Source organism: Stieleria tagensis (genome assembly GCF_024129865.1).
In the GTDB taxonomy this organism is placed as follows: domain Bacteria; phylum Planctomycetota; class Planctomycetia; order Pirellulales; family Pirellulaceae; genus Stieleria; species Stieleria tagensis.
Genome location: NZ_JAMYFE010000059.1, coordinates 1 through 25,315, shown reverse-complemented (window position 1 = coordinate 25,315; position 25,315 = coordinate 1). Strand labels below are relative to the sequence as shown.

General features: G+C 57.8%; 19 protein-coding genes. 9 read left to right on the top strand and 10 right to left on the bottom strand.

Annotation, left to right across the window (positions count from 1 at the left end):
* Window positions 1-40: 40 nt before the first annotated feature.
* From NHH03_RS14990 to NHH03_RS14980, 3 genes are all read right to left on the bottom strand, one after another.
* The gene (locus tag NHH03_RS14990) at window positions 41-1,531 is read right to left on the bottom strand and encodes an ankyrin repeat domain-containing protein (protein WP_253157452.1); all 1,491 of its coding nucleotides are present in this window, start codon (window positions 1,529-1,531) and stop codon (window positions 41-43) included.
* A 71-nt stretch (window positions 1,532-1,602) separates the two neighbouring features.
* Window positions 1,603-2,730 (bottom strand): glycosyltransferase, encoded by a 1,128-nt coding sequence (locus tag NHH03_RS14985; protein WP_253157450.1) that lies wholly within the window; start codon window positions 2,728-2,730, stop codon window positions 1,603-1,605.
* Between the two features lie 2 nt (window positions 2,731-2,732).
* A complete protein-coding gene (locus NHH03_RS14980; RefSeq protein ID WP_253157448.1) occupies window positions 2,733-3,695 on the bottom strand; it encodes a hypothetical protein in 963 nt (320 codons plus the stop codon).
* Between the two features lie 314 nt (window positions 3,696-4,009).
* Here NHH03_RS14980 and NHH03_RS14975 point away from each other — a divergent pair, with 314 nt between their 5' ends.
* Window positions 4,010-5,533 (top strand): Gfo/Idh/MocA family protein, encoded by a 1,524-nt coding sequence (locus NHH03_RS14975; RefSeq protein WP_253157446.1) that lies wholly within the window; start codon window positions 4,010-4,012, stop codon window positions 5,531-5,533.
* On the opposite strand, the gene NHH03_RS14970 is transcribed toward NHH03_RS14975, so the two are convergent.
* Window positions 5,530-6,336: a 7-carboxy-7-deazaguanine synthase QueE gene (locus tag NHH03_RS14970; protein ID WP_253157444.1), complete on the bottom strand. Its 807-nt coding sequence runs from the start codon at window positions 6,334-6,336 to the stop codon at window positions 5,530-5,532. The genes NHH03_RS14975 and NHH03_RS14970 overlap by 4 nt on opposite strands.
* Window positions 6,337-6,350: 14 nt before the next feature.
* On the opposite strand from NHH03_RS14970, the gene queF reads away from it, so the two are divergent.
* The gene (gene queF / locus NHH03_RS14965) at window positions 6,351-6,713 is read left to right on the top strand and encodes a preQ(1) synthase (protein WP_253157442.1); all 363 of its coding nucleotides are present in this window, start codon (window positions 6,351-6,353) and stop codon (window positions 6,711-6,713) included.
* Between the two features lie 109 nt (window positions 6,714-6,822).
* The gene (locus tag NHH03_RS14960; RefSeq protein ID WP_253157465.1) at window positions 6,823-7,824 is read left to right on the top strand and encodes a sugar phosphate isomerase/epimerase family protein; all 1,002 of its coding nucleotides are present in this window, start codon (window positions 6,823-6,825) and stop codon (window positions 7,822-7,824) included.
* A gap of 71 nt (window positions 7,825-7,895) precedes the next feature.
* Here the strand turns inward: NHH03_RS14960 and NHH03_RS14955 are convergent, their stop codons facing one another.
* Window positions 7,896-9,545 carry a 30S ribosomal protein S1 gene (locus NHH03_RS14955; RefSeq protein WP_253157440.1) on the bottom strand — a complete coding sequence of 550 codons (1,650 nt, stop codon included), beginning with the start codon at window positions 9,543-9,545 and terminating at the stop codon, window positions 7,896-7,898.
* Window positions 9,546-9,699: 154 nt separating this feature from the next.
* On the opposite strand from NHH03_RS14955, the gene NHH03_RS14950 reads away from it, so the two are divergent.
* A complete protein-coding gene (locus NHH03_RS14950) occupies window positions 9,700-10,218 on the top strand; it encodes a hypothetical protein (RefSeq protein WP_253157438.1) in 519 nt (172 codons plus the stop codon).
* A gap of 131 nt (window positions 10,219-10,349) precedes the next feature.
* On the opposite strand, the gene NHH03_RS14945 is transcribed toward NHH03_RS14950, so the two are convergent.
* Window positions 10,350-11,744 carry a hypothetical protein gene (locus tag NHH03_RS14945; RefSeq protein ID WP_253157436.1) on the bottom strand — a complete coding sequence of 465 codons (1,395 nt, stop codon included), beginning with the start codon at window positions 11,742-11,744 and terminating at the stop codon, window positions 10,350-10,352.
* A 134-nt stretch (window positions 11,745-11,878) separates the two neighbouring features.
* Complete coding sequence (locus tag NHH03_RS14940) at window positions 11,879-12,403, bottom strand: hypothetical protein (protein WP_253157434.1); 525 nt, start codon at window positions 12,401-12,403, stop codon at window positions 11,879-11,881.
* 2,413 nt (window positions 12,404-14,816) lie between these two features.
* Between NHH03_RS14940 and NHH03_RS14935 the strand changes: the two genes are divergently transcribed.
* On the top strand, window positions 14,817-15,797 hold the full coding sequence (locus tag NHH03_RS14935; protein WP_253157432.1) for a hypothetical protein: 981 nt from the start codon (window positions 14,817-14,819) through the stop codon (window positions 15,795-15,797).
* On the opposite strand, the gene fmt is transcribed toward NHH03_RS14935, so the two are convergent.
* Both fmt and def read right to left on the bottom strand, forming a co-directional pair.
* Window positions 15,794-16,756, bottom strand: a complete 963-nt coding sequence (fmt, locus tag NHH03_RS14930) for a methionyl-tRNA formyltransferase (protein WP_253157464.1) — start codon at window positions 16,754-16,756, stop codon at window positions 15,794-15,796. The two genes, NHH03_RS14935 and fmt, sit on opposite strands and share 4 nt — an antisense overlap.
* A gap of 68 nt (window positions 16,757-16,824) precedes the next feature.
* Window positions 16,825-17,409 carry a peptide deformylase gene (def, locus tag NHH03_RS14925; RefSeq protein WP_315861458.1) on the bottom strand — a complete coding sequence of 195 codons (585 nt, stop codon included), beginning with the start codon at window positions 17,407-17,409 and terminating at the stop codon, window positions 16,825-16,827.
* A 176-nt stretch (window positions 17,410-17,585) separates the two neighbouring features.
* Here def and mch point away from each other — a divergent pair, with 176 nt between their 5' ends.
* From mch to NHH03_RS14905, 4 genes are read left to right on the top strand one after another with little or no spacing between them, the layout of a single operon-like run.
* The gene (mch, locus tag NHH03_RS14920) at window positions 17,586-18,563 is read left to right on the top strand and encodes a methenyltetrahydromethanopterin cyclohydrolase (protein WP_261364290.1); all 978 of its coding nucleotides are present in this window, start codon (window positions 17,586-17,588) and stop codon (window positions 18,561-18,563) included.
* Window positions 18,560-19,552 (top strand): ATP-grasp domain-containing protein, encoded by a 993-nt coding sequence (locus NHH03_RS14915; RefSeq protein WP_253157431.1) that lies wholly within the window; start codon window positions 18,560-18,562, stop codon window positions 19,550-19,552. Before mch ends, NHH03_RS14915 begins: the two co-directional genes overlap by 4 nt.
* Window positions 19,545-21,260, top strand: coding sequence for a fatty acid CoA ligase family protein (locus NHH03_RS14910; RefSeq protein WP_253157429.1), 1,716 nt, complete (start codon window positions 19,545-19,547; stop codon window positions 21,258-21,260). The genes NHH03_RS14915 and NHH03_RS14910 overlap by 8 nt, the downstream gene beginning before the upstream one ends.
* A gap of 48 nt (window positions 21,261-21,308) precedes the next feature.
* Entirely contained in the window at window positions 21,309-22,676 is a 1,368-nt protein-coding gene (locus tag NHH03_RS14905; protein WP_253157427.1) for a rhomboid family intramembrane serine protease, read from the top strand.
* Between the two features lie 207 nt (window positions 22,677-22,883).
* Here the strand turns inward: NHH03_RS14905 and NHH03_RS14900 are convergent, their stop codons facing one another.
* A complete protein-coding gene (locus NHH03_RS14900; RefSeq protein WP_253157426.1) occupies window positions 22,884-24,992 on the bottom strand; it encodes a redoxin domain-containing protein in 2,109 nt (702 codons plus the stop codon).
* Between the last annotated feature and the right edge of the window lie 323 nt (window positions 24,993-25,315).

Genomic DNA, 25,315 nt, shown 5'->3' with positions numbered 1-25,315 from the left:
GACGACAAAGGAAGCAGCGATGCTGGTGGAAACCTGCCGTTTAGTATTGCGACGTCTTTTTGGGACGTTCCCACTCTTCGGGCTCAATTCCAGCGGCCTTTAAGGCACGATCGATCGCAGCCACCGTGGCTTTGTTTGGCTTGAACGATCCCGGGCGTTTTCCTTGGGCAAGTTGACGCGGTGTGGAACCGAGCGAATTGTCTCGGTACCAGTGTTCCGGTTTGGCACCAAGCTCAACCAGACGGTCGACGACACGGGGGAAACTGCGATAGGCGGCACCATGGACCACCGTTTCCCCGTGCTGGTCGGTGTCGTTGATTCTCCCGCCCCACTCGACGATCTGGTCAATCATTGCCAACGTCTGATCTTCCGTACCTGGATATTCATCTGCCACAAAAATTCCGACCCCGGCTGCAGCCAAAATCGGTGTCGTCCCGTCGACATTGGCAAGCTGGATATCGGCACCAAGTTCTTTGAGGGTTTGAGCATAGGGCAGGTCCGATGTGAACGCGGCAAACAACATCGGTGTAGCGCCTTTCTCCGTCAGCTTTGCCTTGCGATAATTTCCTTGTGTCAGCTGCAAATTGACATCCGCGCCGCGAGCAACCAGTTCACGCGCAAACTGCAAACTACCGACGGTTCCGGAACCTTGCGGTGGAGGATCACCGGCCGCGTTGTCGCCACGTGACGGACGCCGCACCCAAGACAGGGCATGGAGCGGCGCAAATCCGCTGCGCTGGTCATTCGGATCGGCGCCTCTGTCGACCAATTGTAGCGCCAGTTCAAAGTGGCCGCTTTCGACCGCCAGCAACAACGCCGTGGTGCCTTTGCGCGGCGAACGTTCGGAACGGCTCTGGGGATTCATCCGATCGTTGACGTCCACCCCGGCGTCCAGCAGTTTCGCAGCGGCATCGGCGTGTCCTTGGCGAACAGCAAAATAGAATGCAGTGAAACCCGACCGGAGCGCATGTCGAAAATCTGCACCGTTGTCAATCAACACACCAACGACATCTGCATGGCCGGCTTCGGCGGCCCACATCAGCGCGGTCTGGTCGTCGCGTTGTTTGGCATTGACCAAGGCACCATGATCGATCAGGGCGCGAACCAGACTGGCGTTGCCCACTCGAGCCGCATGCATCAACATCGTTTCGTCGCCGCTGGTCTGCTGCGTTGCATCGGCACCTAGATCCAACAGCGCAGTGGCCGCATTTAAATTCCCGTATCGACAGGCGATCGCCAGCGGTGTGACACCATAATCGGTGGCCGCATCGACCGGCTGTCCGGCTGCCACAAGTCGCGAGATTGCAATCGGATGATTCCAGCGTGCGGCCCAGTGCAGCGCTGTCATCCCATCGGGCTGTGCTTGATCGACTGCGACGTCGTCGTCGATCAGATTGCTTAGCCGTCCCCATTGCTGATGTTCGGCTGCCGTCGCCAACGGCGCCGGTGTTTGGGCAGGGGTGCGTGCCGGTGTGAAAGCAAGCGTGCCGGCAGTGCTTAGCACCAGAACGATTGAACAGATGGATTTCATAGGACAATGCCGTTTCAGTATGTCGGGAACGCCGAATTATAACAGCACGCTCGGCGGGCATGTTCCCATTCTCATCTACCGACAAACCGGCTTTCAGCGGCAGCTTGCAAGACCGTTTCAAATTGGTCAACCATTGATGCCCAGTTGAAAGTGTCAGCAACGGATTGCCCCGCCTGGCCGAGTTTCTCTCGACACGCGGGATCGTCGATGTAACAAGCGATCCCCTTTGATAGACCATCGGCCGAGGAATCGACCAACAGTCCGTTCACGCCGTCCTGCACGATCTGACGTGGACCGCTTTCACAGTCCACGCTGATCACCGGAACCCCCAGCGCCATCGCTTCTAAGAGCGCCGACGGGAATCCTTCGTAACGGCTGGGCAAACAGAACATGGTTGCCGCGGCAAGCGATGGTTGGATCGGACGAGTCCACCCCGGTAGCTCGAATCGGTCTGCCACCCCCAGTTGTTCAGCTTGTGTGATCAATTCGGATCGTAGTGATCCCTCGCCGTAAACCACCAGTCGCCAGTCGGCTGTCGTCGACGTGGCAAAGGCATCGAGCAAACGATCAAATCCTTTTTCGTGTTCCAAACGCCCGACGCCGACGATCAATTTTGCGTTTGTAGCAGTCAAACGATCGGACGTGATTTCGGCACGCTCGATGGCTGATGGGATGACGACAACTCGATTGGAAATGGGCCGCAAATACATCGCAGCGGTTTCGGTTAACGCGACGACCGTGGCGGCGCGACAATAGATGGACTTTCGCACCCGTTCCCAAATCCAGCCCAATGACTGTTGCGCCGGATCACTTCGTTCGCAGACAACCACGGGCGGCGTTGCCGTGCTACTTGAAAGCAACACGTCAATGTTGGTGCGATCACAAAACGAAAGCACGACATCGGGTTCCAGTTGACGGATCGTCGCCGCGATGTGTTGATGTCGCCGTTTGACTTGGCGAATTTTCCCAAACACTCCAGACGCATTTGCAACGAGATTTAGCGACACGCGTTGAACCGTGGAATCCAGTTCGTGTCGATCGTTGCTGGCATCATCCAGGGTGACCAATGTGACGTGGTGGCCGCGGACGGACAGTCGAGAAGCCAGACCTGCCATCACGCGTTCTGCTCCGCCGCCGGACAAAGAATGAATCAGACAGACGATGGACAGATGGTTTCCCTGAGATTGCTGACGCAGCACCACTACAGCGTTTCTGGCTCGGCGGCCGGTAGCGGCAACGCCTCGGTCTTTTCCGCTGCCGCGGGTGGATCGGCCGGTTGATCTGCCGGCGCGTCAGTTGGCGCGTCGGTTGGCGGTGGCGCTCCGGCTGCAAACGGATCCAGATTGTTCGGTTGGTTGATTGCAGGCTGTTGTTGTTGCTGCTGCGGAGCGGGTTCCTGTTTCGGCGTGATTCCCTGTTGATCCAGCCAGGCCCCGAGTTGACGTCGTGTTTGCGAAAAACCTCGCAAACGCACGATTGATTCCAAGTCGGGATTCATCACCACACCGTCGTAGTGGCGGCGGAGTTCAGCAAGTTCAGTGGTGGCCGATCGAGATTCCGCAGCGGCGATGATTAGGTCGGGCCGCAAATAATCCAGCCAGACGTCGGCGTCATCGCTACGACGCTGTAAACCTTGCTGAAGGATCTGTGCGGCGCTGCGCAGCTCCTGCAGCGAAACCGTTTCCGCTGCGGCATAGGGCCTAGGTTCAGCAGACTGAAACGGTTCTGTTAAATCAGGGATCCCGCCATCCGCACCGGCGGAATAGCGATAGACGTCCCGCGATGCGTAGGGATCGGTGTATCGAGGCCTGATCAACGCTTCGCTACGATAACTAGGTCGGTACGCTTCGTAGCGGTAGCCGTAACTGGGATAGCTGGGTGAGCGCAGCACATCGGAATCCCAGTTCAGCGAAAAGAACGGGGTACGAATGCGAACGCCTCCCGGCGGTGGTCCATAAAACGGTGGGGCATAATAAGGCGAGTAATATGGCGCCGGGACGATTGGCGCCGGCACTGGAAATGCGGCGTAGGGACGCCCCCAATAAAACAGTTGGGCACGTGCATCGCTGGACCAACCCGCGACAACCATTGCAAGGGTCGCCAATGCAACGGAAATACGGACATGACCGCGTGCGCGATTGATAGGTTTGGCGAGAACATTCATGACAGTAAGCCCGTTTCGGGAGGGTTGAGGTCACTGACACACTGTGTGTGCCAACCATCAGTTTAACCCCTGTTGGCGTGCAGGAAAATCATTCCGCATCGACTTGTAGCATCTGATTGCGCCACAACGGGGGGAATGTGATGCCGACCATGGCCCTCCACCCATTTGGAGCTGTTAGGATAGCGGTCACTCAGGGATCGGTCTGAATCCTGGCGGGTCCAGTTGAAAAAACGCCGGTCACTGTGTCGACAATCTTTAGCCCTCCAAAATCCCCCCGTTCCTTCCTGAAATTGATTGGTACTGCTGCGATGCAAATGAAGAAACAAATCAACAATTCTGACCAACAGAGTTCCCCGCGAAAGACTCGCCGGAGTTTTCTCCAGAGCACGGGTTCAGCGGTGGCCGCCGGCGGTTTTCTTGCTGGCAGCAATTTGATCATCACCGGCACCAAAGCGAGCGGTGCGATCGAGGGCGCCAATGATCGTGTTCGCATTGCGGTGGCTGGCCTGAATGGTCGCGGCCAGTCGCACATCGCGGGCTGGATGGGGGCACCAAATGTCGAGATCAGTTATGTCGCCGACCCATCGGGAAGGGCGTTGGCGAAAGGCATGGCGGGTGTCAAGAAGCGTGCCGAAGGCAAGATGACGACGCAGGCGGTCGACGATATTCGCAAGGCCCTCGATGATCCGACGCTTGATGCAATCTCGATCGCCACGCCCAATCACTGGCATTCGCTGATGACGATTTGGGGAGCCCAAGCCGGCAAAGCGGTGTACGTCGAAAAACCGATGAGTCACGATATCGCCGAGGGCCGCGTTGCCGTTGCCGCACAGAAAAAATATGGCGTGGTGATTCAACACGGGACACAACGGCGCAGCAGCGCCGGGATCGCCGGACTGCACCAAGCACTCAAGACGGGCAAGTTGCCGCGATTAAAAATTTCTTACGGCTATTGTTGCAAACCACGCAGCGGAATCGGATTCAAATCCGTCGGTGATCCGCCGGCGGATCTGAATTGGGAACACTGGAAAGGGCCGGCTGTGATCGACGGCTACCACGCGAATTACGTCCCCTACAACTGGCATTGGTTTTGGCCGACCGGAAATGGGGACCTGAACAACCAGGGAACCCACCAGTTGGACGTTGCCCGGTGGGCGATCGATGACGATCAGACGCACCCGACGCGAACAATGGCCATCGGCGGACGTTTCCAATGGGACGATCAGGGGCAAACGCCCAACACGATGTTCTCGATGGCTGAGTATCCCAACGGACAAATGGTTTTCTTTGACGTTCGCAACGTGAACTACAAAGACTACAAACGCCAGGTCTACAACCAGTATTACTTGGAAGACGGCAGTGTGATCACTGGCGAAAACCACTACAGCATTCTTCGCCCCGGGGCGAAGAAAGCAGAGCCGTTGAAAGTAGAACCGGGCGATGTGACCCCCGGCGGAAACTTCAATTCATTTATCGCTGCGGTCCGGGCTCAGGACCCATCAATGGCCAACGGCAACGTCACCGATGCGCATTACGGATGTGTGCTCGGGCACATCATGAACAACTCGTACCGACTCGGCCAAGAGGTTCCATTCAGCGCGACGGCCACCGATTTTGGTGGCAACGCAGACGCCGTCGAACACTTTGGTCGCTTGCACCGCATCATGGAAGATGGCGTTGGAGTTTCGGCCAATGAAGCCAAGTACAACTTGGGACCGATGTTGAGTTTCAACGCAGAAACGGAGCGATTCGAAGGCGAGCGTGCCGAAGAAGCGAACCGGTTGTTGAAAGATCCCAACAACGCCGGCTACGAAGTTCCCACGGTGGATGCGGTCTAGGTCCCGCGGCGATTGCCGTACCAGCGAATCTGCATGCGATCACAATATTGATAGCCGTTGGTTTGTGCCCAGGGGCGCAACCACGGCGAAGCGGAATCCAAGTCAGCGACGGTGACGCCTTGCGGCATGATGAACACGTCCTGGTCGTTCACGGCCAGCGCTTGAGTGATTGCCTGAATTTCGTCGAACTGGGATTCCGATTCGACGACAAACTTCAATTGAAAATCGAGTGCGGCGTCGATCAATTTTCGCATGATCGCCAGCGGCATCCGGCGTTGCTCGTGCAAACGATTCCAACTCGGGTGCTGGGCGGCATCGGGCGTGCTATTGGCCAATTTGGGACTGAGCGACAACAGGTCACAGGCCAACGGTTTGTCGATGGTTCCGGCGGTTTCGATCGTCAAATGCAGTCCTGCATCGATCAGTGCGCCAGCCAGCGATTCGGCAGCGCGTGGCAACAGCGGCTCGCCACCGGTCAGCACCACATGAGAGCATCCCGATTCAACCGCTGCGGTGACTAAATCGGCCAGGGGAGTGGGACTGCCGGTCGGTTCCCACGACGCATAAGGGGTGTCACAAAACCAGCAGCGCAGGTTGCAGCCGCTCGTACGAATGAAAAAGCTATCGGTACCCGTTAGCTTTCCTTCGCCCTGGCGGCTGGCAAACGTTTCGCTGACCAACACCGTGCCCACCGCGGGATCCTTCGATGGATCGGTACGCGGATCGGTGGTGGTGGCGAAATCGATCGAACTCGGTCCCCTGTTCGATTCAGTCGTAGCGTGCGAAACTTGCGGTTTTCCCAAGGGAGAGATCAGAATTGAGTGAGTCAGATAATTTTTGCGACATCTTGGAAGTCTTTGACAATCCCAATACGACGCGCAACTTCACGATCGTTCACCACTGCCCCGAATTCACGTCGGTGTGTCCCAAAACCGGACAACCTGACTACGGGAAGATCATTTTCACCTACGTTCCAGACAAGGTTTGTGTGGAATTGAAGAGTTTGAAGATGTATCTGCAGCGGTTTCGCAACGAAGGAATTTTCTACGAAGCGATTACAAACCGCATCATGGATGACTTTGTCGCCGTTGTACAGCCGAAAAGCGTGACAGTGGAAAGTCAGTGGACACCCCGTGGCGGATTGCACAGCAACATCATTGTCCAACATCCGTCACCCTAATCCGCCTGCCACCCAAGGCGTGAATTTGTACGACGCTGCCTTTGCCACGCCAATGGCGGCTGTCCAACCCGATCCGTTTTGCTCCCCGAACCTACCTAAAATCGACGCCATGACCGACCAGATTCCCGTGCTACTGAGTGGATTCGCCGACGAAGCCGCCAACGAAAAGCTTGCCGTTCAACAGTACTCCGCCTTCGCAGCCTTGGGTTTGCGGTACTACTCAATCCGCTTCATCGATGCCGGCGACGGGATCAAAAATGTGATGGCACTCTCGGATGCCGAGATCAATCATCTGGTGAAGATGCAGTCCGATTATGGACTTCGCGTCAGCAGCATCGGTTCACCGATCGGCAAAGTCAAATTGAATGATGTCGATGACGGCACGGCCAACAAGTTCATCCCGTTTGAAAAATATTTGGCCGAAGACGTTCAGACGGCCTGTGATCGCGCCGAAGCGTTCGGCGCCAAGTTGATTCGAGGATTTGCGTTTTATCACCCCAAAGGCACTTCACCGGACGAACATGTTGATCAAGTCGCTGATCAACTGGGCCAAATCGCAGAAGCCTGCGACAAACGTGGCCTGACGTTTGGTTTGGAAGTCGAAGCCAATTTGGTCGGTCAGACCGGGCAACTGTTGGAAAAGATCGCCAACAAAGTCAATCATCCAGCGATGCTGACGATTTTTGACGGCGCCAATATCGTCACACAAGGTTTCAGTGCCGACGACACCTACGCACAGTATTTGGCCATGAAGCCCAGCATGGGCTGGCTGCACGTCAAAGATTATCACGATCCCTCACCGTCGGGCCGAATCGAGCATGTCGACGAAGCCAGCCTGGCAAACTTTGTGCCCGCGGACCGCGGCGATTGCGGCCACGAAGCGATCTTCCGTGATCTGAAAGATTTCTTGCCGGAACTGCACCGTCGGATGACAGCACGCGGCGCCGATGGAGTGTTCGTCGACTTGGAACCACACGTCAAAGGCGGTGGCCAGTTCGGCGGATTTAGCGGGCCCGACGGATTCGGCGTCGCGCTTCGTGGCCTATGCCGCGTCCTGGATTACGTCGACGTGCCCTACGACCTCCGCGGTTTCGCAGACATCAAAGGCTAGCCATCGAGCGGCGAATCCCGATATGGGGGTAGTGGATCTTGTCAAAGTTCCACTACCTCGCCTCTACCGATTTACCAACGCAATCCAAAGCGTTCGCCGCCGGAATCGGTATTGTTGCCGCCTTTGAGTGGCCCGTCGTGGGTGGCTTTCACAGCCACTTCACGTTGCGGCTCGTCTTCCTCGACGTCCTTGGGTTTGGCGGCGTCTTCGGCCAGTTGTTTGGCGGCTTTCATTGACAAGCCGATCTTTTGACTCTCACGGTCAAACGACAACACCTTGACCTCTACCTCTTGGCCTTCGCTGACAAACGCGTCGACTTTGGACACGCGGTGGTGCGCCAGTTCGCTGACGTGCACGAGGCCTTCGACGCCGGCCGCCAAGCGGACGAAACATCCGAATGCGGCGATCCGTGACACGGTGCCTGTCTGAATCGAACCGACTGGGAACTCAGCTTCTGCGGTGTCCCATGGATTTTCCAACAGGTCGCGGTAGGACAAACTGATTTTCCCAGTTTCCTTGTCCAGGCTTTCGATTTTGACCTGGACCTTTTGGCCAACTTCCAAGACTTCACTGGGGTGTTTGACACGATCCCAGCTCAATTTGCTGACGTGAATCAGTCCGTCCAGTGCGCCCAGATCGACGAACGCACCAAAGTCCTTGACGCTGCGGACAACGCCTTCGAGAACATCGCCGGCTTCGATCGTTTCCAGTTGTTCTTTGCGTTTTTGTTCGCGCTCGCGTTCCAAGATCGCGCGGCGGCTAAGTACCAAATTGCCACGCCGCTCATTGGCTTCGGTCACAAGGCAGATGAATTTTTGATCGACAAATTCGCTGGCGTCTTCGACTCGGTATTCAGCAATTTGGCTGATCGGCATGAACGCTTGCACGCCCCCCACCTTGCACTCCAAACCGCCGGTGTTGTGCCCGGTGACAACCGCTTCGACGATCGATCCCTCTTCCAGATCGCCCCAGTCGGCGACGTCGATTTTCGATCCCGGAAGTGTGCATTGATAGAGACCGTCTTCGCGGCTGATGCTGCGGACCACCAGGTCGACCATCGAACCGGGCTGTGGTTCGGCGTCGGTAAATTGAACCAGCGGCACCACGCCTTCGTCCGGTCCGCCCAGCGAGACATAGACGCTGTCTTGGTGGATTTTCAGGACTTTGGCATTGATCCGAGTTCCGTCTTCCAGCGGCCCCTTGCGGTCCGACATCCCCGCCGATCCGCTTAGCATCGATTCGACATCGGCAGCGGCCAATTCGGCATCGAGCTCGGCTTGTAGATCGTCGCTCAATCCGGCTCGCAGCGACGGCACGGCAACCCGTTGCGGACCACTTGGTTTGGCGGCTGCCGGTGCCGCAGATTCTTTTTCGCCCTGCAAACGCGGACGCGGAGGTCCCTTTTTCTTTTTCGGTTTGCCGCCGGCTCGGTCCGCTTTTTCCAATTGTTCGGTCGAAACACTCGGTGACGCCGGTTTTGCGATCCCCAGTCCGCGCGCGGCCAGGGGGCCACCGCCGGCGCGGCTCGCCGCCGGAGCTGCTTGGGAACCGCTACCGTCAACGGGTTCGGTTGGCTGCGATTCGGCTTGCGGTGGATCAACTTTCGGTTGCTCGGCCGCCGCCGGTGCCGCAGAATCAGACAGGGCCGCAGAATCGACCGGTGCCGCTGCGGGGTTGGGTTGGGAAGCGTCGTCGGTCACGGGTTGTGGTTCGTTGCTCATCGAAACAATCGATGTAAGAGAATGAATTTGGGGGGCAAAGTGAACCGGCATCCTGAGCCCAATGGCACGCCGGGCCCAGCAGTCTAGCACCCCGAAAACTTTGTCGGTAGTCTTCACATCAGGTTTGTAGGCTTCTCCCGGAGAACAGTTTCAGATGCCCGAATTTGCTGAATTTGCAAAACCGCTGGCCCAATCGCTCTCGACAGAGCTGCGCAGCGCGATCCAATCCGCCCCATTACCCCCACTTGGAGAAGGCAGTCGCCACGCGCCGCTGGTTCCGCTATTGACCGGTGGGATCGGCGATCACCTGACCGGAGTCGCCGCCGGACGACAAATGGAATGCTTGAGCGGATTTTGGTTGGTCGCCGGCGACATTCACCAAAGCCACTCGATTAGCCAAGACCTGGGCAGCGCCGAAGGCAGTTTTCTGCATGGGATCATGCATCGCCGCGAAGGCGACTTTGGCAACGCCAAGTATTGGTTCCGCCGAGTGGGGGGCCACCCGGTCCTGGAACAGCTGCCCGATCTGACCGCAGGCGTGTACGAAAACGCATCGGGTTTTGTTGACCAATGCCAGTCCGCGTTGCAATCCGATGACGCTGACCAAATCGATCGCTGTACCAACGCCCAATGGGTCGAATGGCAAGCTTTGATGCAGTGGTTGATCGGCTAGTGCTTCGTCCACTGAGTGGGGTAAGCGTCCGACTTGACATCACCACACCGGGTGAATCGCAAGCTGGATGCTTACGCCACGAATTGTTGAGCCGAAGTCGAACGATGGACGGAGCACTTGCTCAAGACGACTTAGTTTTCGGCGGTGGTTTTTAGGTCACTGATCCAAAGCGATTGCTTCATGTCTGACTTGGGCGCGATCGCAAACAGAGCCACTCCGGCTTGATCGGCCAGGTTGGTCGCGATCACGCTGCCGCTGCACTGCTTGTCGCCTGCGCTGAGCGTCCAACGCAATGTATTGGGATCCTCGGTCGCTCGAATCACCGTGAATGTCGCTTGTTGCGTTTTCCCCGGTAGCTTGGTGACCGAGTCCACGCTGGCTTCGGCTCCGCGATCCCGGGCGGTGACTTCCAACCCATTGCCCTTGGGCCGCAGCCCCAAACGGACGCCATCGATGACAAATCCGACTCGAACTTCCCCACGCATTCCCGATGCGAGTGAAGTGGTCAACTGCACCGCAGCACCGGGGGCGAGTTGAAACTGGCGGTCGCTTAACTGGAAAGAATTCTTTTGTTTGGCGACATTGATCTGTAGTCGGCCTGCATCAACAGTGAACCAGTCCAAACCGGACTCACTCTCAAAGCGTTGCGCAATCGCCTCCGGGAACGCCTCCACCGGTTGTAAGTCAGTGGGTTGATCGGAGTCCGTGATTTCGTTTTTCACTGGACCAATGGACAGTCCACCCAGCGGCTGAAACCCGGCGGGATCGGATTTTGGTTCACCCGTCGCTTCTTGGCTCGCGATGTCGGCCAACACGTCACCGAATTTGTTGTTGAGTCCCATCCCCAATCCGCTACCGGTTTCGCGGCGCGGCGCGATGATGGGCTTTCGAGCGACGGAGCGATTTCCCGGCGTGGTTGCCGGAGCTTTGCGGGCTCCACCGTTCGCCGCTTGGCCGGACTGCGCTGTTTGCTTTGAGGCTTTTGGAGTGGAGGACGCGGATGTCGGCGACGCAAGTTGAGCCGCACGCCGACCACCGGGGTCCCGGTTGACCCAAAACACCATGCCCACGATCCCTAACAGCACCGCAGCACTGATCACGTGGTACTTCCAATCAGCGGCCTTCTTTCGACGTGGCGCAGCAGTGGGGTTGGGCTCAGCCGCCGCGTTGTTGTCGGCTGGTGTTGTGCGGGCCGTGGGCTGGGGCGGCTGGATTTCCGAGGGTTGGTTTTCCGGCGACTGTGGCGTCCGCAGCGCGGTGTCATAGTCGGCTTTTGAAGTATCGCTCAGCAATGTTCGCCGCGCGACTGCGACTTGACGCAGCATCTCTTGCACACTCTTGCGCTGCGGGCCGGCTGCGATTTGATGCAGGTAGGCGCCGCGAGATTTTGCAGCAGCTTCGATCAACTGCGGATCTGATTCGAAGTCTTCGATCCCCAGTAATGCGTAGTGATTTGGCGGCAGACGATGCGCTGGAATTTCCAGCCAATCCTGGTACAGAGCATTCAGGTCCGAGGGGTCTGTCATATAGCTGGCAGCGGGGACGAGAGTGAAAAGGCGACTGACATGAGACGCTTGTTTATACCACGAATCGCGCCCGTCAAAACACTTGCAGCGCGTTACAACTGATCCCGTGGTGCCCTTGCTCGATCACGTAAGCACTAATGTGTTTGACTGACCGGGGGCGAGTCAGCGGGGCGGGGATGTGCCGCCAGCTGTAGTGCGGCGATTGACTTTGCCGACAGTTCTTGATGGCGACGTTCCGCAAGGTTCCGATCGGGTAACGCGATCGAGTCGATCGTCATTGCGAACGCATAGGCGGCAGCGGATTGTCTGTAGCAGCGCGACGCCAACGCAGGCGTCTGGGCGCGGTTGCCAAAACCTTCCCAAGAGTTCGCCAACCAAAATAAATCTGCGACAGTGAACTTGGCTTTCTGGTCGCCCAAATTTTCAACGGCTGCGGCGAAATCGTGTAGTGGTGCGCGCGGCAACGTCGCCCCTGATTCCATCGCGGCAGCCAACTGATGCAGTGGCGCAAGGAAATCAGACAACATCACGGAGGGCTGCGTCGGTTCCGCTGGATCGGCAGCAGTGATGGTGCTCGTATCGGTGCGAATCGGTCGCGCCGGCTTTGCCGGAATCAGGTGACCGGTGTTTGCAATCCGGTAGCGCTGCCAAGAGCTCATCGCGAAAAACCCGATGGCGACTCCCACCATCAGTGCGGCCCCCCAAATCGCAGCGTTCCCCCAACGCTGCCATCCGGTAACAGTAGCGGCTGGATCGAACGTCGAAAGGGTTTGGGCCGCGTCCGAGCGCTGCGTTGTTGCTACGGGCCGATCGCTGCTTGGTTGTGGGGTGCTCGGTTGCGGCGGCGGGGAAGGCGTCTGTCGGCCAGTGGATTCAATTCTGTTGCGATTGTTGCTGGTGCGATCAATTGCCAGTGGCGTGTATGGCACCAGATCGGAACAGAATGCCGAATCGATTGCGGAAACGTTTTCCTGCATGACAAAGACGAAGCCGCAGGTGCATTGAGCCGATTGCCCAAGAGCAGCTGGAGGGATTGAGAACGCTCGTGAGCAGCCGGGACAAGACAGCGACACTAGAGTTTCATTGGCTTCCGGCGAAGCTTCGTCATGCGATGGCGGCACTTCGTCGCCCGACACCTGCGCCCCAATCGCTTCGTCGGCAACAGTCGCTTCCTTGGGGACAGACCCCGGATCTATGGCTGAGGGCGGAATTGGCTCGGGTATGGGACTCGGATCCATGCCACGCCGGAAGCGGCGCAACCCGGCAAAGCGAACCGTGGTCCAGGGTGGAGTTGCTTCAGCGGGGACAGACCCCAAACCTGCGAACTGATTGGGAACGAGGCCGCGACGGAATTGGCGGAGTCTCGGGAAACGAACGACATTCCAGGCGGCCGAGCGGTCGGGGACAGACCCCGGATCGCTGGCGAAGGACGGCACTGGATCGGGTATGGGGCGCGGATCCATGCCACGCCGGAAGCGGCGCACCCCGGCAAAGCGAACGGTGGTCCAGGATGGAGTTGCTTCAGCGGGGACAGACCCCAAACCTGCGAACTGATTGGGAACGAGGCCGCGACGGAATTGGCGGAGTCGCGGGAAACGAACGACGGTCCAGGCGGCCGAGCGGTCGGGGACAGACCCCGGATCGCTGGCGAAGGACGGAATTGGCTCGGGTATGGGGCTCGGATCTGTGCCACGCCGGAATCCTCGCAGCCCGGCAAATCGAACCGTGGTCCAGGGTGGCGTTGCTTCAGCGGGGACAGACCCCAAGCCTGCGAACTGATTGGGAACGAGGCCGCGGCGGAATTGGCGGAGTCGCGAAAACCGGACAACGCTCCAGGCTGCCGAGCGTTCGGGGACAGACCCCGGATCGCTGGCGAAGGACGGAATTGGCTCGGGTATGGGACTCGGATCCATGCCACGCCGGAAACGGAGCAGCCCGGCAAAGCGAACGGTGGTCCAGGCTGACGTTGCTTCAGCTGGCGTTGCTTCAGCGGGGACAGACCCCAAACCTGCGAACTGATTGGGAACGAGGCCGCGACGGAATTGGCGGAGTCGCGGGAAACGAACGACGGTCCAGGCTGCCGAGCGGTCGGGGACAGACCCCGGATCGCTGGCGAAGGACGGAATTGGCTCGGGTACTGGGCTCGGATCCATGCCACGCCGGAAACGGCGCAGCCCGGCAAAGCGAACCGTGGTCCAGGCTGACGTTGCTTCAGTGGGGACAGACCCCAAGCCTGCAAACTGCTTGCGAACGAGGCCACGACGGAATTGGCGGAGTCGCGAAAACCGGACAACGCTCCAGGCTGCCGAGCGGTCGGGGACAGACCCCGGATCGTTGGCGGCGGACGGAATTGGCTCGGGTATGGGGCGCGGATCCATGCCACGCCGGAAACGGCGCAGCCCGGCAAAGCGAACGGTGGTCCAGGGTGGAGTTGCTTCAGCGGGGACTGCTTCAGCGGGGACAGACCCCAAACCTGCGAACTGATTGGGAACGAGGCCGCGACGGAATTGGCGGAGTCTCGGGAAACGAACGACATTCCAGGCGGCCGAGCGGTCGGGGACAGACCCCGGATCGATAACCTCCGCTTCTTTGAGTATGACTGTTGGGATCTCGATTGTCGCGCCACAGCGACAGGGCAGCTGCATCCCGGCACCCAACCGATCGACGACGAATTTGGCTGCGCAGTCACTGCACTCGGTTGAGATTTCGCTGACCGAAGCGGCCTCGTGCACGGAAAGCTGGGCCGAACATTCGCAGCAAACGGATGCGGGAAGAGCCGAATTGGAAGCTGACGCTGGCGCAGCCAGCAACGACGCTTCGGGGAAAGCGATTGTGAGGCGGCAGACTGGGCATTGGCCCGACAGCTTCATCGCGACGACTTGATAGCAAGAAGGCATGCCAAATTCGATCGCTGAGTCTAGCAGTCTGGTCGATCGCACCCCAAGATTGGTTTGCCGGTTGGCAAGCGAATTCCGGTGGTCTCGCCAAAGTTTTTCGCTCTATAATGAAGGCCGAGGAGGCATCGAACGCCTGAAATCTGTTTCTAACCGACTTCCCACGATTCGATCAATCATGAGCCATCCAATCCGCTGCACCGGACCTCGATTGCTATCAACCTCAGGAATTGTCTTAACGATCCTTATAACTGCCGTCACCTCCAATCCCCTAGTGGCCCAGTCCGTTCCGCCTGCAGAGGGCCAGTCCTCAGGCACCGGCACCGCATTGATGTCGGATTTGCTTGAGCAAATGCAGTCGGATCGTTTCGCCCAGCGCAGCGAAGCTTCGCGACGGCTGCGGCAGCTAGGTACCAAAGCCCATCAGATGTTGGCCGAAATTGTCCAGTCGGGCGATTCTGAATCGGCGACTCGTGCATTGGATCTATTGCAGCAAGCCGCTCAGGACTCGAATCTAGAAATCGCGTCGAGTGCTCGACGGGCGCTCGTTGCGATTGCAAAGGCCGGTGGATTGCAAGCCCGCCGCGCCCGCAACGCTTTGCAGCCACCGGACCCGATGCCGCTGCAGCCTCTGCCTGCCATCCAGGCCCCAGTCGCTCCCGGGCCACCGCAAGCGTTTGCTCCGATGCAACGGACTAATTTGCGGATCAGTATCCGTACTTCCAATGGGGTTCGCGACGTCGAAGTGGTTCAGAACGACCGCAAGTTTCGCTTTCGCGACGCCGGAGCGGGAATTGAAACCGAGCGTCCGGGCAAGCAGGGGGGCATCAAAAAGCAGACTTACAAGGACATCGATGAATTACGACGCGAAGATCCGGAGGCGTATCAGGTTTATCAAAAAGCTGGCATCGTCCGCACCGAGCGGGCAACGCGCCCCGATCGAACACTCCCGGCGCTTCCGCCGGACTTCGGACAGCCAATGCCACCCGGTTTCGGTCCAGGCGGTGTTCGGCGTCCGTTGCCTCCCTCCTTTCAGCCGATGCCGCAGCTGCAGCCGACTGCGCCGACCGGCCCACGTTTGGAACTGCACCCTGAACTAACGCCGGTGCCGGCCCGCAAGCCAAACGCGCCTGCGTCGACCAAACCGGTTGAAGTCTAACTGGACCGCGTCGGATCCGGCGTCTGAAACGACGTGGCTTTGGGTAGCTGGTAGCCGCGCAAGAACTCTTCGCCGCTCATGTCGCGTTTGCCTGCTGGCCGGAGCGTTTCAATTTTCAGTGCGCCGTCGGCGGTCGCAACAATCAGATCACTCTGACCGGCGATCTGCCCTGGCTGTAGATCACTAACGTCTTCTCGACTTTGACTGACCTTCAAAATCGCCAGTCGCAGTGCAGGTTTATTGTCACGGATTTTGAGCATTGAATACGCGATCGGCCAAGGTTGCATGCCGCGGACCAGACAATCAATGTGTTTCGAAGGTTGATTCCAATCGATCTCGGCTTCGCGCTTGCTCAAACGCGGCGCCTTGGTCACTTGATCGGCATCCTGCGCATTGCCGAGAGCGGATCGTCCGTCCCAAGTCGTCAGCTGTTCGATGCATTGCAGCACCAGTTCGACGCCAAGATGTGAAAGACGTTCTTCCAATTGGCCGGAGGTTTCTTGATCGCTGATCGCAGTGGTTCGCGTCCCCAAGATTGGACCGCCATCCAATCGAGGCGTCATGTGAATCACACTGACGCCGGTTTCTGCATCGCCGCTTAGCAAAGCCCGTTGCACCGGCGCCGCGCCACGATACGCGGGCAACAGGGAACCGTGCAGATTGATCCCACCCAACCGTGTCGATTCCAACGCAGCGGGTTTCAAGATTTGGCCATAGTCGCAAACCACCATCAAGTCGGCGGCATAAGATTTCAATTGTTCGATCGCCTGCGGATCATTGATACTCAGCGGATCAAAGATGGGCAGCGAGTGTTGTTCGGCCCAGCTGCGGGTCGGCGCGGGCGGCGGCCCTTTGCGGCTTTTCACCGGAGGTTCGGGTTTCGTGACCACGATCGCGATCTCGTGACCGCCAGAGCGCAGCGCATCGAAAGACGGCACGGCGAAGGGGCCGGTTCCCATGAGAATCAAACGCACGGTGTTTAGGAGCTCCAGTGATGGGGCGGCGGCGCAGTGTTTCACCAACCTGTTTAGCAGTACTTTTTCGTCCAGACCGACAATTGTTCGATCAATTGATCATCGGCCGGAATCAAGCCGGTGGATTGCTTGGAGCGGAAATCGGTTTCCAAGACATCCAGCCCACCCTGCAGATCCAGTACCGCTTGGTCGCCCATTCGGTCGAAGAACAGGGTGCCGTCGAGATGGTCGATCTCGTGCAGAAAAATCCGCGCCAAGAAGCCTTCGAAAGTGGATTCGATCGGATTGCCTTTGATATCGTAGGCGCTCAGACGGATCGATTTGGGGCGAATCACGTCGCCGTTGACGCCGGGCAGGCTGAGACAGCCTTCTTGCGCGGTCTCGGATCCTTTGGGTCGCTGCACTTCGGGATTTAGGATCACGTATTCTTCGCCACTGCCACGTTCACCGGTCGGGTTGGCAACAAACATCCGCAGCGGCAGGCCGACTTGATTGGCTGCCAGCCCGACGCCTTTGGATTCGTACATCAAGTCCAGCATTTCGTCGGCAATTTTCAGCAAATCACCATCGACTCGCTTGATCGGTTGGCTGACAAAGCGGAGTGTCGGATGGGGGTAAAAGATGACTTCTAGCGGCATGACATGAGACGCGGTGGCGGCAACGGAGGGTTCAACAATCGCTACAAGATGACGAATCGAGTGCGTTTTGTCATTCGGGTATCCACCGACCGCCCCCACCCTCTCGACATCATCCGTTTCTTTGGCGACGATCGTCGCTCGCCACTTCGCCGCTGAATCACCGCCGCAGCCTGCTGATGCACGACCCCATTGCCGAATCGAATCACTCGCCGAATCGCTCCGCACGCGATCAACTGCTGGCCTGTCGCGCCGACCGATTGGCACGCGTTCGCGCCCATACCATCGCGGGGGCCACGGTGATCGATTTTGGATTGCAGACACCCGGTTCACTACGATCCGGTCGAGCGCTTGCCCAAGCATGCATGGGGGGATTGTCCGAACTGAGGTTGTCAGCATGTGACGCAGCGATTTTTTCGGTGGCCAACGCCGTTCACATTCACACCGACGCGCCCGTGTTGAGTTGCTTGGGGTGCCAGTACGCAGGTTGGCCGGTGTCGACCGAAGACTATTTTGCGATGGGAAGCGGTCCGATGCGATTGCTGCGAGGGAAAGAAGAGGTGCTGATCGATCTGCAGTTGGTGGAGACAGAAACCGACCTTGCCTGTGGCGTGATTGAAGCCGACGCGTTGCCGCCGGCCGATGCGATCGAAAAGATCGCTCACGAATGTGATGTCGAAACAAAACAGCTGACGATCGGTCTGGCGCCGAGCACCTCAATCGCTGGTTCGATCCAGATCGTCGCTCGTAGCGTGGAAACGGCGATGCACAAATTACATGCCCTCCGCTTCGATGTGACCCAAGTGGTTTCGGCCAGCGGGACGGCGCCGCTGCCTCCGCCGGCCAAGCCGGGCCAAAGCATCGCGGGCATCGGGCGGACTAACGATGCGATGTTGTACGGTGCCGAAGTCACGCTTTGGGTGGATTGTCCAGACCACTCCATTGAGTCGGTGTTGGATCAAGCCCCCAGCTCTGCTTCGCCGGATCATGGCCGACCGTTCAAAGAGATCTTCGCCAGCTACGATCATGATTTTTACAAAGTCGATTCGACCCTATTCAGTCCCGCTGTGGTTCGGTTTCACAATCTGCGTAGTGGCCGATCATTTGCCGCCGGTCGCATCGAGCCTGAAATCATGCGTGAGTCGTTTACGACATGACTGATAACGAAAGCTGCAGAGCACAGCGTTTTCTGATGCTCGGCTGCCCGACCGGTTGGCATGCAGACCAGTTGCGCAGCGCGGCACAGGCTCGTGGACACCAATTCGACATCGTGCCCTATGAATCACTTGCGGCCTCGATCAGCACAGCCTCGATCAGCACAGCGTTAACCAGCACAGCAAACGACCCGACGACAACTGGGCTGGGTTCGAAGACGGCAATTGAGTTGTCCGGACAAGGCCGGTTGTTGGGCGGCTATGACGCGATATTGACTCGCACCATGCCGGCCGGATCGCTAGAGAAAATCACGTTTCGATTGGCGACCCTGCACGCCATCGCGGACGGACTGGTGGATCGGGTCCCGATCATCAATCCGCCGCGTTCGTTGGAGTGGTCGATTGACAAATTTGCCACCCTGGCTCGACTGACGGCCGCGGGCTATCCGACCCCGCCGACCTGTGTGGTGCAATCGCGCGGCGAAGCGATTGCGGCATTCGATTCACTCGGTGGTGACTGTATTGTCAAACCGATCTTTGGCGGCGAAGGCCATGGCGTGATGCGGATCACCGACCGACAACTCGCCTGGTACACTTTTTCGACGCTAGACCAACTCGATGCCGTGTTTCAGATTCAGGCCTTCGTTCCTCCCGGCGGCCGCGACACACGGTTGCTGGTTGTCGGCGAACGTGTGTTTGGCATTCGTCGAGAAAACGAGCGGTGTTTCCGCACCAATGTGGGCGCCGGAGCACGTTCAAAGCGAATCGACGTTTCCAGCGAACTCGAATCAAGTGTTTTAAGGATCGCGCGAATGATGGGGCTGGTGTTCGCATCGGTCGATATCATCGACAATCGTGACGGCCCGGATCTGTTTTTAGAGGTCAATGCGATTCCGGGATGGAAAGCCGCTCAAAGCGTGATCGATGAATCGATTGCGGACTGTGTCATTCAAACGCTTCAAGACGAATCAAAAAAGCCAGGCCATGAATAACCCCGTCCGAGATGGAAACGTCGCCTCGCGGCTACGCTTGGTCACTTCGTTGGCCCCGGGGGCGATTGCGATTGCCCAGCCGAACGGACCGGTCGCCGCCGACGGCAGTCGCGACTATGCATTGACGACGTTTAAAAATTTGGATGACCGCAGCAGTGCGATCGCACGGGGTTTGGTGCGTTGGGGTGTACGGCCGGGGATGCGGCTGGCGATGTTGGTCCCCTTTGGCGCCCCCTTCATTGAACTGGTGTTCGCACTTTTGAAGACGGGCGCCGTCGTGGTCTTGATCGATCCCGGTATCGGACGCAAACACCTGGTCCAATGTCTGGCCGACGCACGTCCCGATGGTTTTGTCGGAATCCCCAAAGCCCAAGCGATTCGTACCGTTTTGCGACGTCGATTTCCGGATGCGGTTTGGAACGTGACGGTGGGGCGGCGCTATTTCTGGGGCGGTCAATCGTTGGATCAAATCATCGCATTGGGTGAGTCGGTTCCCGAATCGGAACGTGACGACATGTTGCCGATCATCAATCGCCCCGATCCGGCGGCGATCATTTTCACCACTGGCAGCACTGGACCGCCCAAGGGTGTGCTATACAGCCACGCGACCTTTCATGCGCAAATCGATCGCATCCGTGAACGATACGACATTCACCGTGGATCACGCGATCTAGCCTGCTTTCCCTTGTTTGGGTTGTTCGACGCGGTGATGGGGGTGACGACGATCATTCCCGATATGGATCCCACGCGTCCGGCGGAGGTTGACCCGCGGCGACTGATCGAAGCGGCAAAACAATGGGAGGTCGACCAGGCGTTCGGATCGCCCGCTTTGTGGAACACCGTGGTCCGCTGGTGCGAACAAAACCAAGTCAAACAACCGTTTCCGACGCTGCGCCGGGTCCTGTCGGCGGGCGCACCGGTGCCAGCATCAACGATGGCCAAGTTGCGTGAACTGATCGCAACGGATGCCGAAATTTTTACACCCTACGGTTCCACCGAGGCGCTGCCGATTGCTTCGATTGAATCGCGTGAAGTGATTTCGGAAACCGGGCCAGCAGCATCCAAAGGCAAAGGCGTTTGTGTCGGCACTCGATTCGAGGGTGTCCGCTGGCGGATTATCGAGATTGATGACGGCCCTTTGGAATCGCTGGACCAGACGCGTGAAATGCCGCAGGGAAAGATCGGCGAACTGATGGTGACCGGTCCGATGGTGACACGAAAGTACGTGGTCCGCAGCGACCAAAATGCGATGCACAAAGTCCGCGACGGCCAGGACGTTTGGCATCGGATGGGTGATGTCGGCTATTTGGATGCCCAAGACAGGTTTTGGTTCTGCGGCCGCAAAGCCCATCGCGTCAGCTGTGGAAAACGCACCTGGTTCACGGTCCCCTGCGAAGCCGTTTTCAATACGCACCCGGACGTCTACCGTTCGGCGTTGGTCGGCCGCGGCGAACCGGGCAACCAAACGCCGGTGATGATGATCGAACCGACCACCGAATTTCCCAGCGGTTCTCAGCCGCAGATCAAACGTCTGACTGACGAGTTGTTGGATTTGGCCAAACGAAATCCGCTGACCGGATCGATCGATCAAGTCGTGATTCGCGACCGCCCCCTGCCGGTGGACATTCGCCACAACAGCAAGATCTTTCGAGAGCAACTGGCCGCGGAATTGAATCAGGCGGGAAATTCGCGACGCGCGCTGCGATAATGTATGATCCGTTCACTCACCAGCCACGGTTCATGATGCGACACAGCCATGATCATTCCCTACAGCACTGACGCGCCACTCTATCACTGGCCGATCGTCACTGCATCGATCATCGTCACCAACATCGTGGTGTTTTGCGCAACAACCTTGCAAGTGATGCTGGGCAATCTGGAACCCGAACAGATCGAATGGTTGACGTTTCAGTTCAACCAAATCAACCCGCTGCAGTGGTTGACGGGGAATTTCATGCATGCCGATTTCTTTCATCTGTTCGGCAACATGTTCTTTCTGTTCGTGTTCGGATTGGTGGTCGAAGGCAAGGCCGGAAACTTGCGTTTTGCTGCTATCTATTTGGGGATTTGCATTCTAATCGGCGCCGTGGCTCAAGTGCCCATGTATCTAATGGGCGACGAAGGCAACGCACTCGGAGCGTCCGGTGTCATTTCGGGGCTGATGGTGATCGCACTGGTTTGGGCTCCAGAAAATGAAATGGAGTGCCTGTATTTCATCATGTATCCGTTGATGGGAACCTTTGAGGCGCGGATCATCACGTTCAGTTGCTTCTTCATCGCATTGGATCTGATCAGTTTGGTGCTATCTGGATTCAGTATGTCCGGCGCGATGGGGCACACACTGGGCGCGCTGGCCGGATTCCCGATCGCGATCTACATGTTGCGCACCGACACGGTGGATTGCGAGGGTTGGGATTTGATTTCGCGCAACCCTTGGTTGCAACAGTATCCATTGCTGTATGGCGAAAAGCAGCGTCAACGCGACGAAGATCAAACCAACGAAGTAGAAAACCCTGTGGCGACCGCGCTGGCATTGACCGGCGGCGATGTTTCCGCCAGTCGCACGATCGGACTCGCATCCACACCGCAAGCAAAGAAGCCAGCCGACAGTCGTCCCAAGAGTCGCACCGCTGCAGCGGTCGCACCCAAAATTCGCAAGCGGAAAAACGCACCGCCGAGTGCGGCGGAGATTGCGGAAAAATGTCAGGCGCATGCCGAATTCAATCGACTCGCATTTGTACTGCGTCAGTGCCTGCAGTCACAAAACCTGGCTGCCGCACAACAAGCATTCCTGCGACTCGATTCGTTACAGATCGCTGCCGGACTGTCCGAACAGACGCTGATGCGTTACGCCGTCGCGCTGGGCCAGGAAAAACAATGGGTCAACGCCATTCGACCGTTAGCAATCATCACCAATGCGCGTGGACCGATGGCCGACGATGCTTGCTTGCGACTCGCGCAAATTCAGCTGCGAATCTTGAAACGTCCCGATCAAGCGATTGCAACGTTGGAAAAGATCAGCCATAGCGAAGGCGTTGCCATCGACGAAGCAAAGCGTCAACGTCTGCACAAACGTGACCAGCTATTGCAATCGGCACGCGGTGGTTCATCGGCACCGAGCTAACGTCGTCTTGGTCGTCAGCAGGATTGACATTGGCAACTTCAACGGCGCTGGTGTGGAGGATTTATCCGACTCGAGTGACGGTCTTCTGCGAAGAATAAAGCCGGTCGGATAAATCCTCCACACCAACTTGCGACCGGCTATTTAAATCAACAATCCGGTGTGCGGACGTTTTATTTGCTTCCCAAGATGGCGCTGGCCGGCTGAAATTCACTCCGCTACCGCAGCCTGGCGAATCGCTTGGTAGATCCGTTCCAGTTTGAATCGACGCAGAGACGGCGGCATCATCGTCGCATCGTTATGAACGATCGTTCCGTCGGGGCCAATCAGAATGTAGCTGGGAAAACCGACCACCCCCAGTTTACGATACTGATCCGTGATCGTCCCGTTGGCATCGTCAACGACGATCGGGTAAGTCATTCCGTTGGCGTTGGCATAGTCACGGACTTCGTCCGGCGTGCTGCCGGTTCGATGCACTGCGATCACAGTGCAACCGAGATCCGTGAACAACTGATGGGCGGTCTTGACCGTGGGCTGATCTCGGACGCAAGGGCCGCAACCGATGAACCAAAAATCCAGCAAGACAAATTGACCTCGGAAGTCATCTAAACTTTTCGCGGGACTATTCAACCAAGTTCCGGTCGCCAGATTCGGAGGCGTCATACCTGGCATTCCGGCGGTGTACAGCGATCTTCCCTGTTCGACCTGCTGCGTCCAACTGGCGATCCAGGTTGGATCAATCGCCGGCAAATCGGGTTGAGGTTGGAAAATCCAATCGACCGGTTGCGGCCCGACCGTAATCACCATTTGGTTGGTTGCCGCCGAATCGGTCACATCAACGGTGCTGATTCCGCCGAGATTACGTTTTACATCCATCGCAACCACAGACACATTGTCCACTAAGCCTTCGGCATTCAGCCGATAGGGGATTCGAGTCATCTTCAATTCAAAAGCGCCCGCGTCATCGGTCATTCCACAGGGCTCTGCATCGCCGCGGCCGGTGCTGCGCATTCGCACCATCGCACCGGCAACTGGTTTGCCACCTGAATCGTTGACCACACCGCGGAGAACCGGAACCGGATGCAATTTGAATGTCGGTACCACCGTTCCGGTGGCCGAGGCTTCGAATTCAACAAACTCAGGTCGACAGAAATACCCCATCTGAATGCACTCGACGCGAGCGGATCCAGCTGCCAGTTGGATCTCGTAGTTTCCATCGGCATCGGTCTCCGCGTCACCACCGGACGACCACTTACGCCGCATTTCGGTCAACCACCGAGTCTGCTGGGGGAGATCTGCCGCCGGGTCAATCGCGGGCCATTGTGCCGAGAGCGCGTCAATCGACGAAAACATTGCGACGCCGGCCATTGGTTTTCCATCAGCATCGATCACCTTGCCGGTTGCCCGGACTTTGGGGCGTACATTCAATCGGATCGTTTTTTCGACGCCACTAGTGAAATCCAATTCGGGTGAAGGTAGTTCGGCAGCGTGCATCAAATTTGGAGTGACAAAGTAGTCGTCCATTTGAATGATCAGCCGGTCGTACTGAAGCGGACAGACCGTGAACTGGATCTGATTGTCACGAATCGTGAATCGATGCTGGACTGACCCGTCACGTTTCTCGGATTGAAATTCAATCATTCGAATCTCCGCCTGTTGGGGATCAAGAGCTTGCGGTTGACCGTTGACATCGAGCAAGTCAACGCTCAGCCGAACGCCAGGCTGCATCGTCACGGTGGCCAGCGTTTGATCGGCTACAATCAAATCTTCGATTTGCGCTGGTCGCCAATCCGGATGCAACAGCACCACCTTTAGCCGCGCCCCGTCCGGCAGCGGCGGCAGCGTCAGTCGTCCCTGGGAATCACTCGGTTGCAGATCGAACCCGAGCGAGCCTGCGTCTGCCGAACGGATGTAATTCAAAACCTCATTCCGATCGGTGATTTCCAATCGCTGGATCATCGCACCTGGAATGGGCTTTCCATCGGGATCGACAATCTTGATTGCCCCGGTTGCCGGCGGTGCAACAATCACCGTCATTTCTTGGACGATTGGCGTGGCGAAAACGAGTTTGTGCATCGTGTTCGCATGAGCCGCTGAGGAGACATGCACGGCAAGGTTGGTGTCGATTGGCAGGCTGTCCAGCGTGACCTTGCCGGCCGAGTCGGTCGTCCGCCGCTGGAGGACCTGTTTCCAATTACCCGTCCACTTCAGCACCGACACAGTGGCTCCGGCAACCACCTTTGCGTGCGGGTCGTTGATGGTCACTGTGACGGTTCCCGAACCAGGATTGGGTTCTGCCGCCCAGCTAGAGAGTCCCATGCAGGTGAGAATCAAAAATGAACGTAGAAGGAGTCCGGTGACGGCGTTCATTGAGAAACTCGCTCAGATGGTGGTGGGCTCGGAGTGGCGCTGCGAATGTAGACGCGCAAAGTCGACCGATTTATCTAAGCAATTGGCCTCACTCCCGGTTGTTCCTGCTGTCGGGATCGCTTTTGTGATGGTTCCAGCCAGGCGGCCAAGCGACAAGTTTTCGATAGCTGCCTTTGTGTGGGGATTGGTTTTTCCTTACCCGACGCGTCAGCGAGGGATCCCGTCAAACGGCTCAATCCCTCGCTGACGCTCTTTGAAGTTGCGCTTATGCA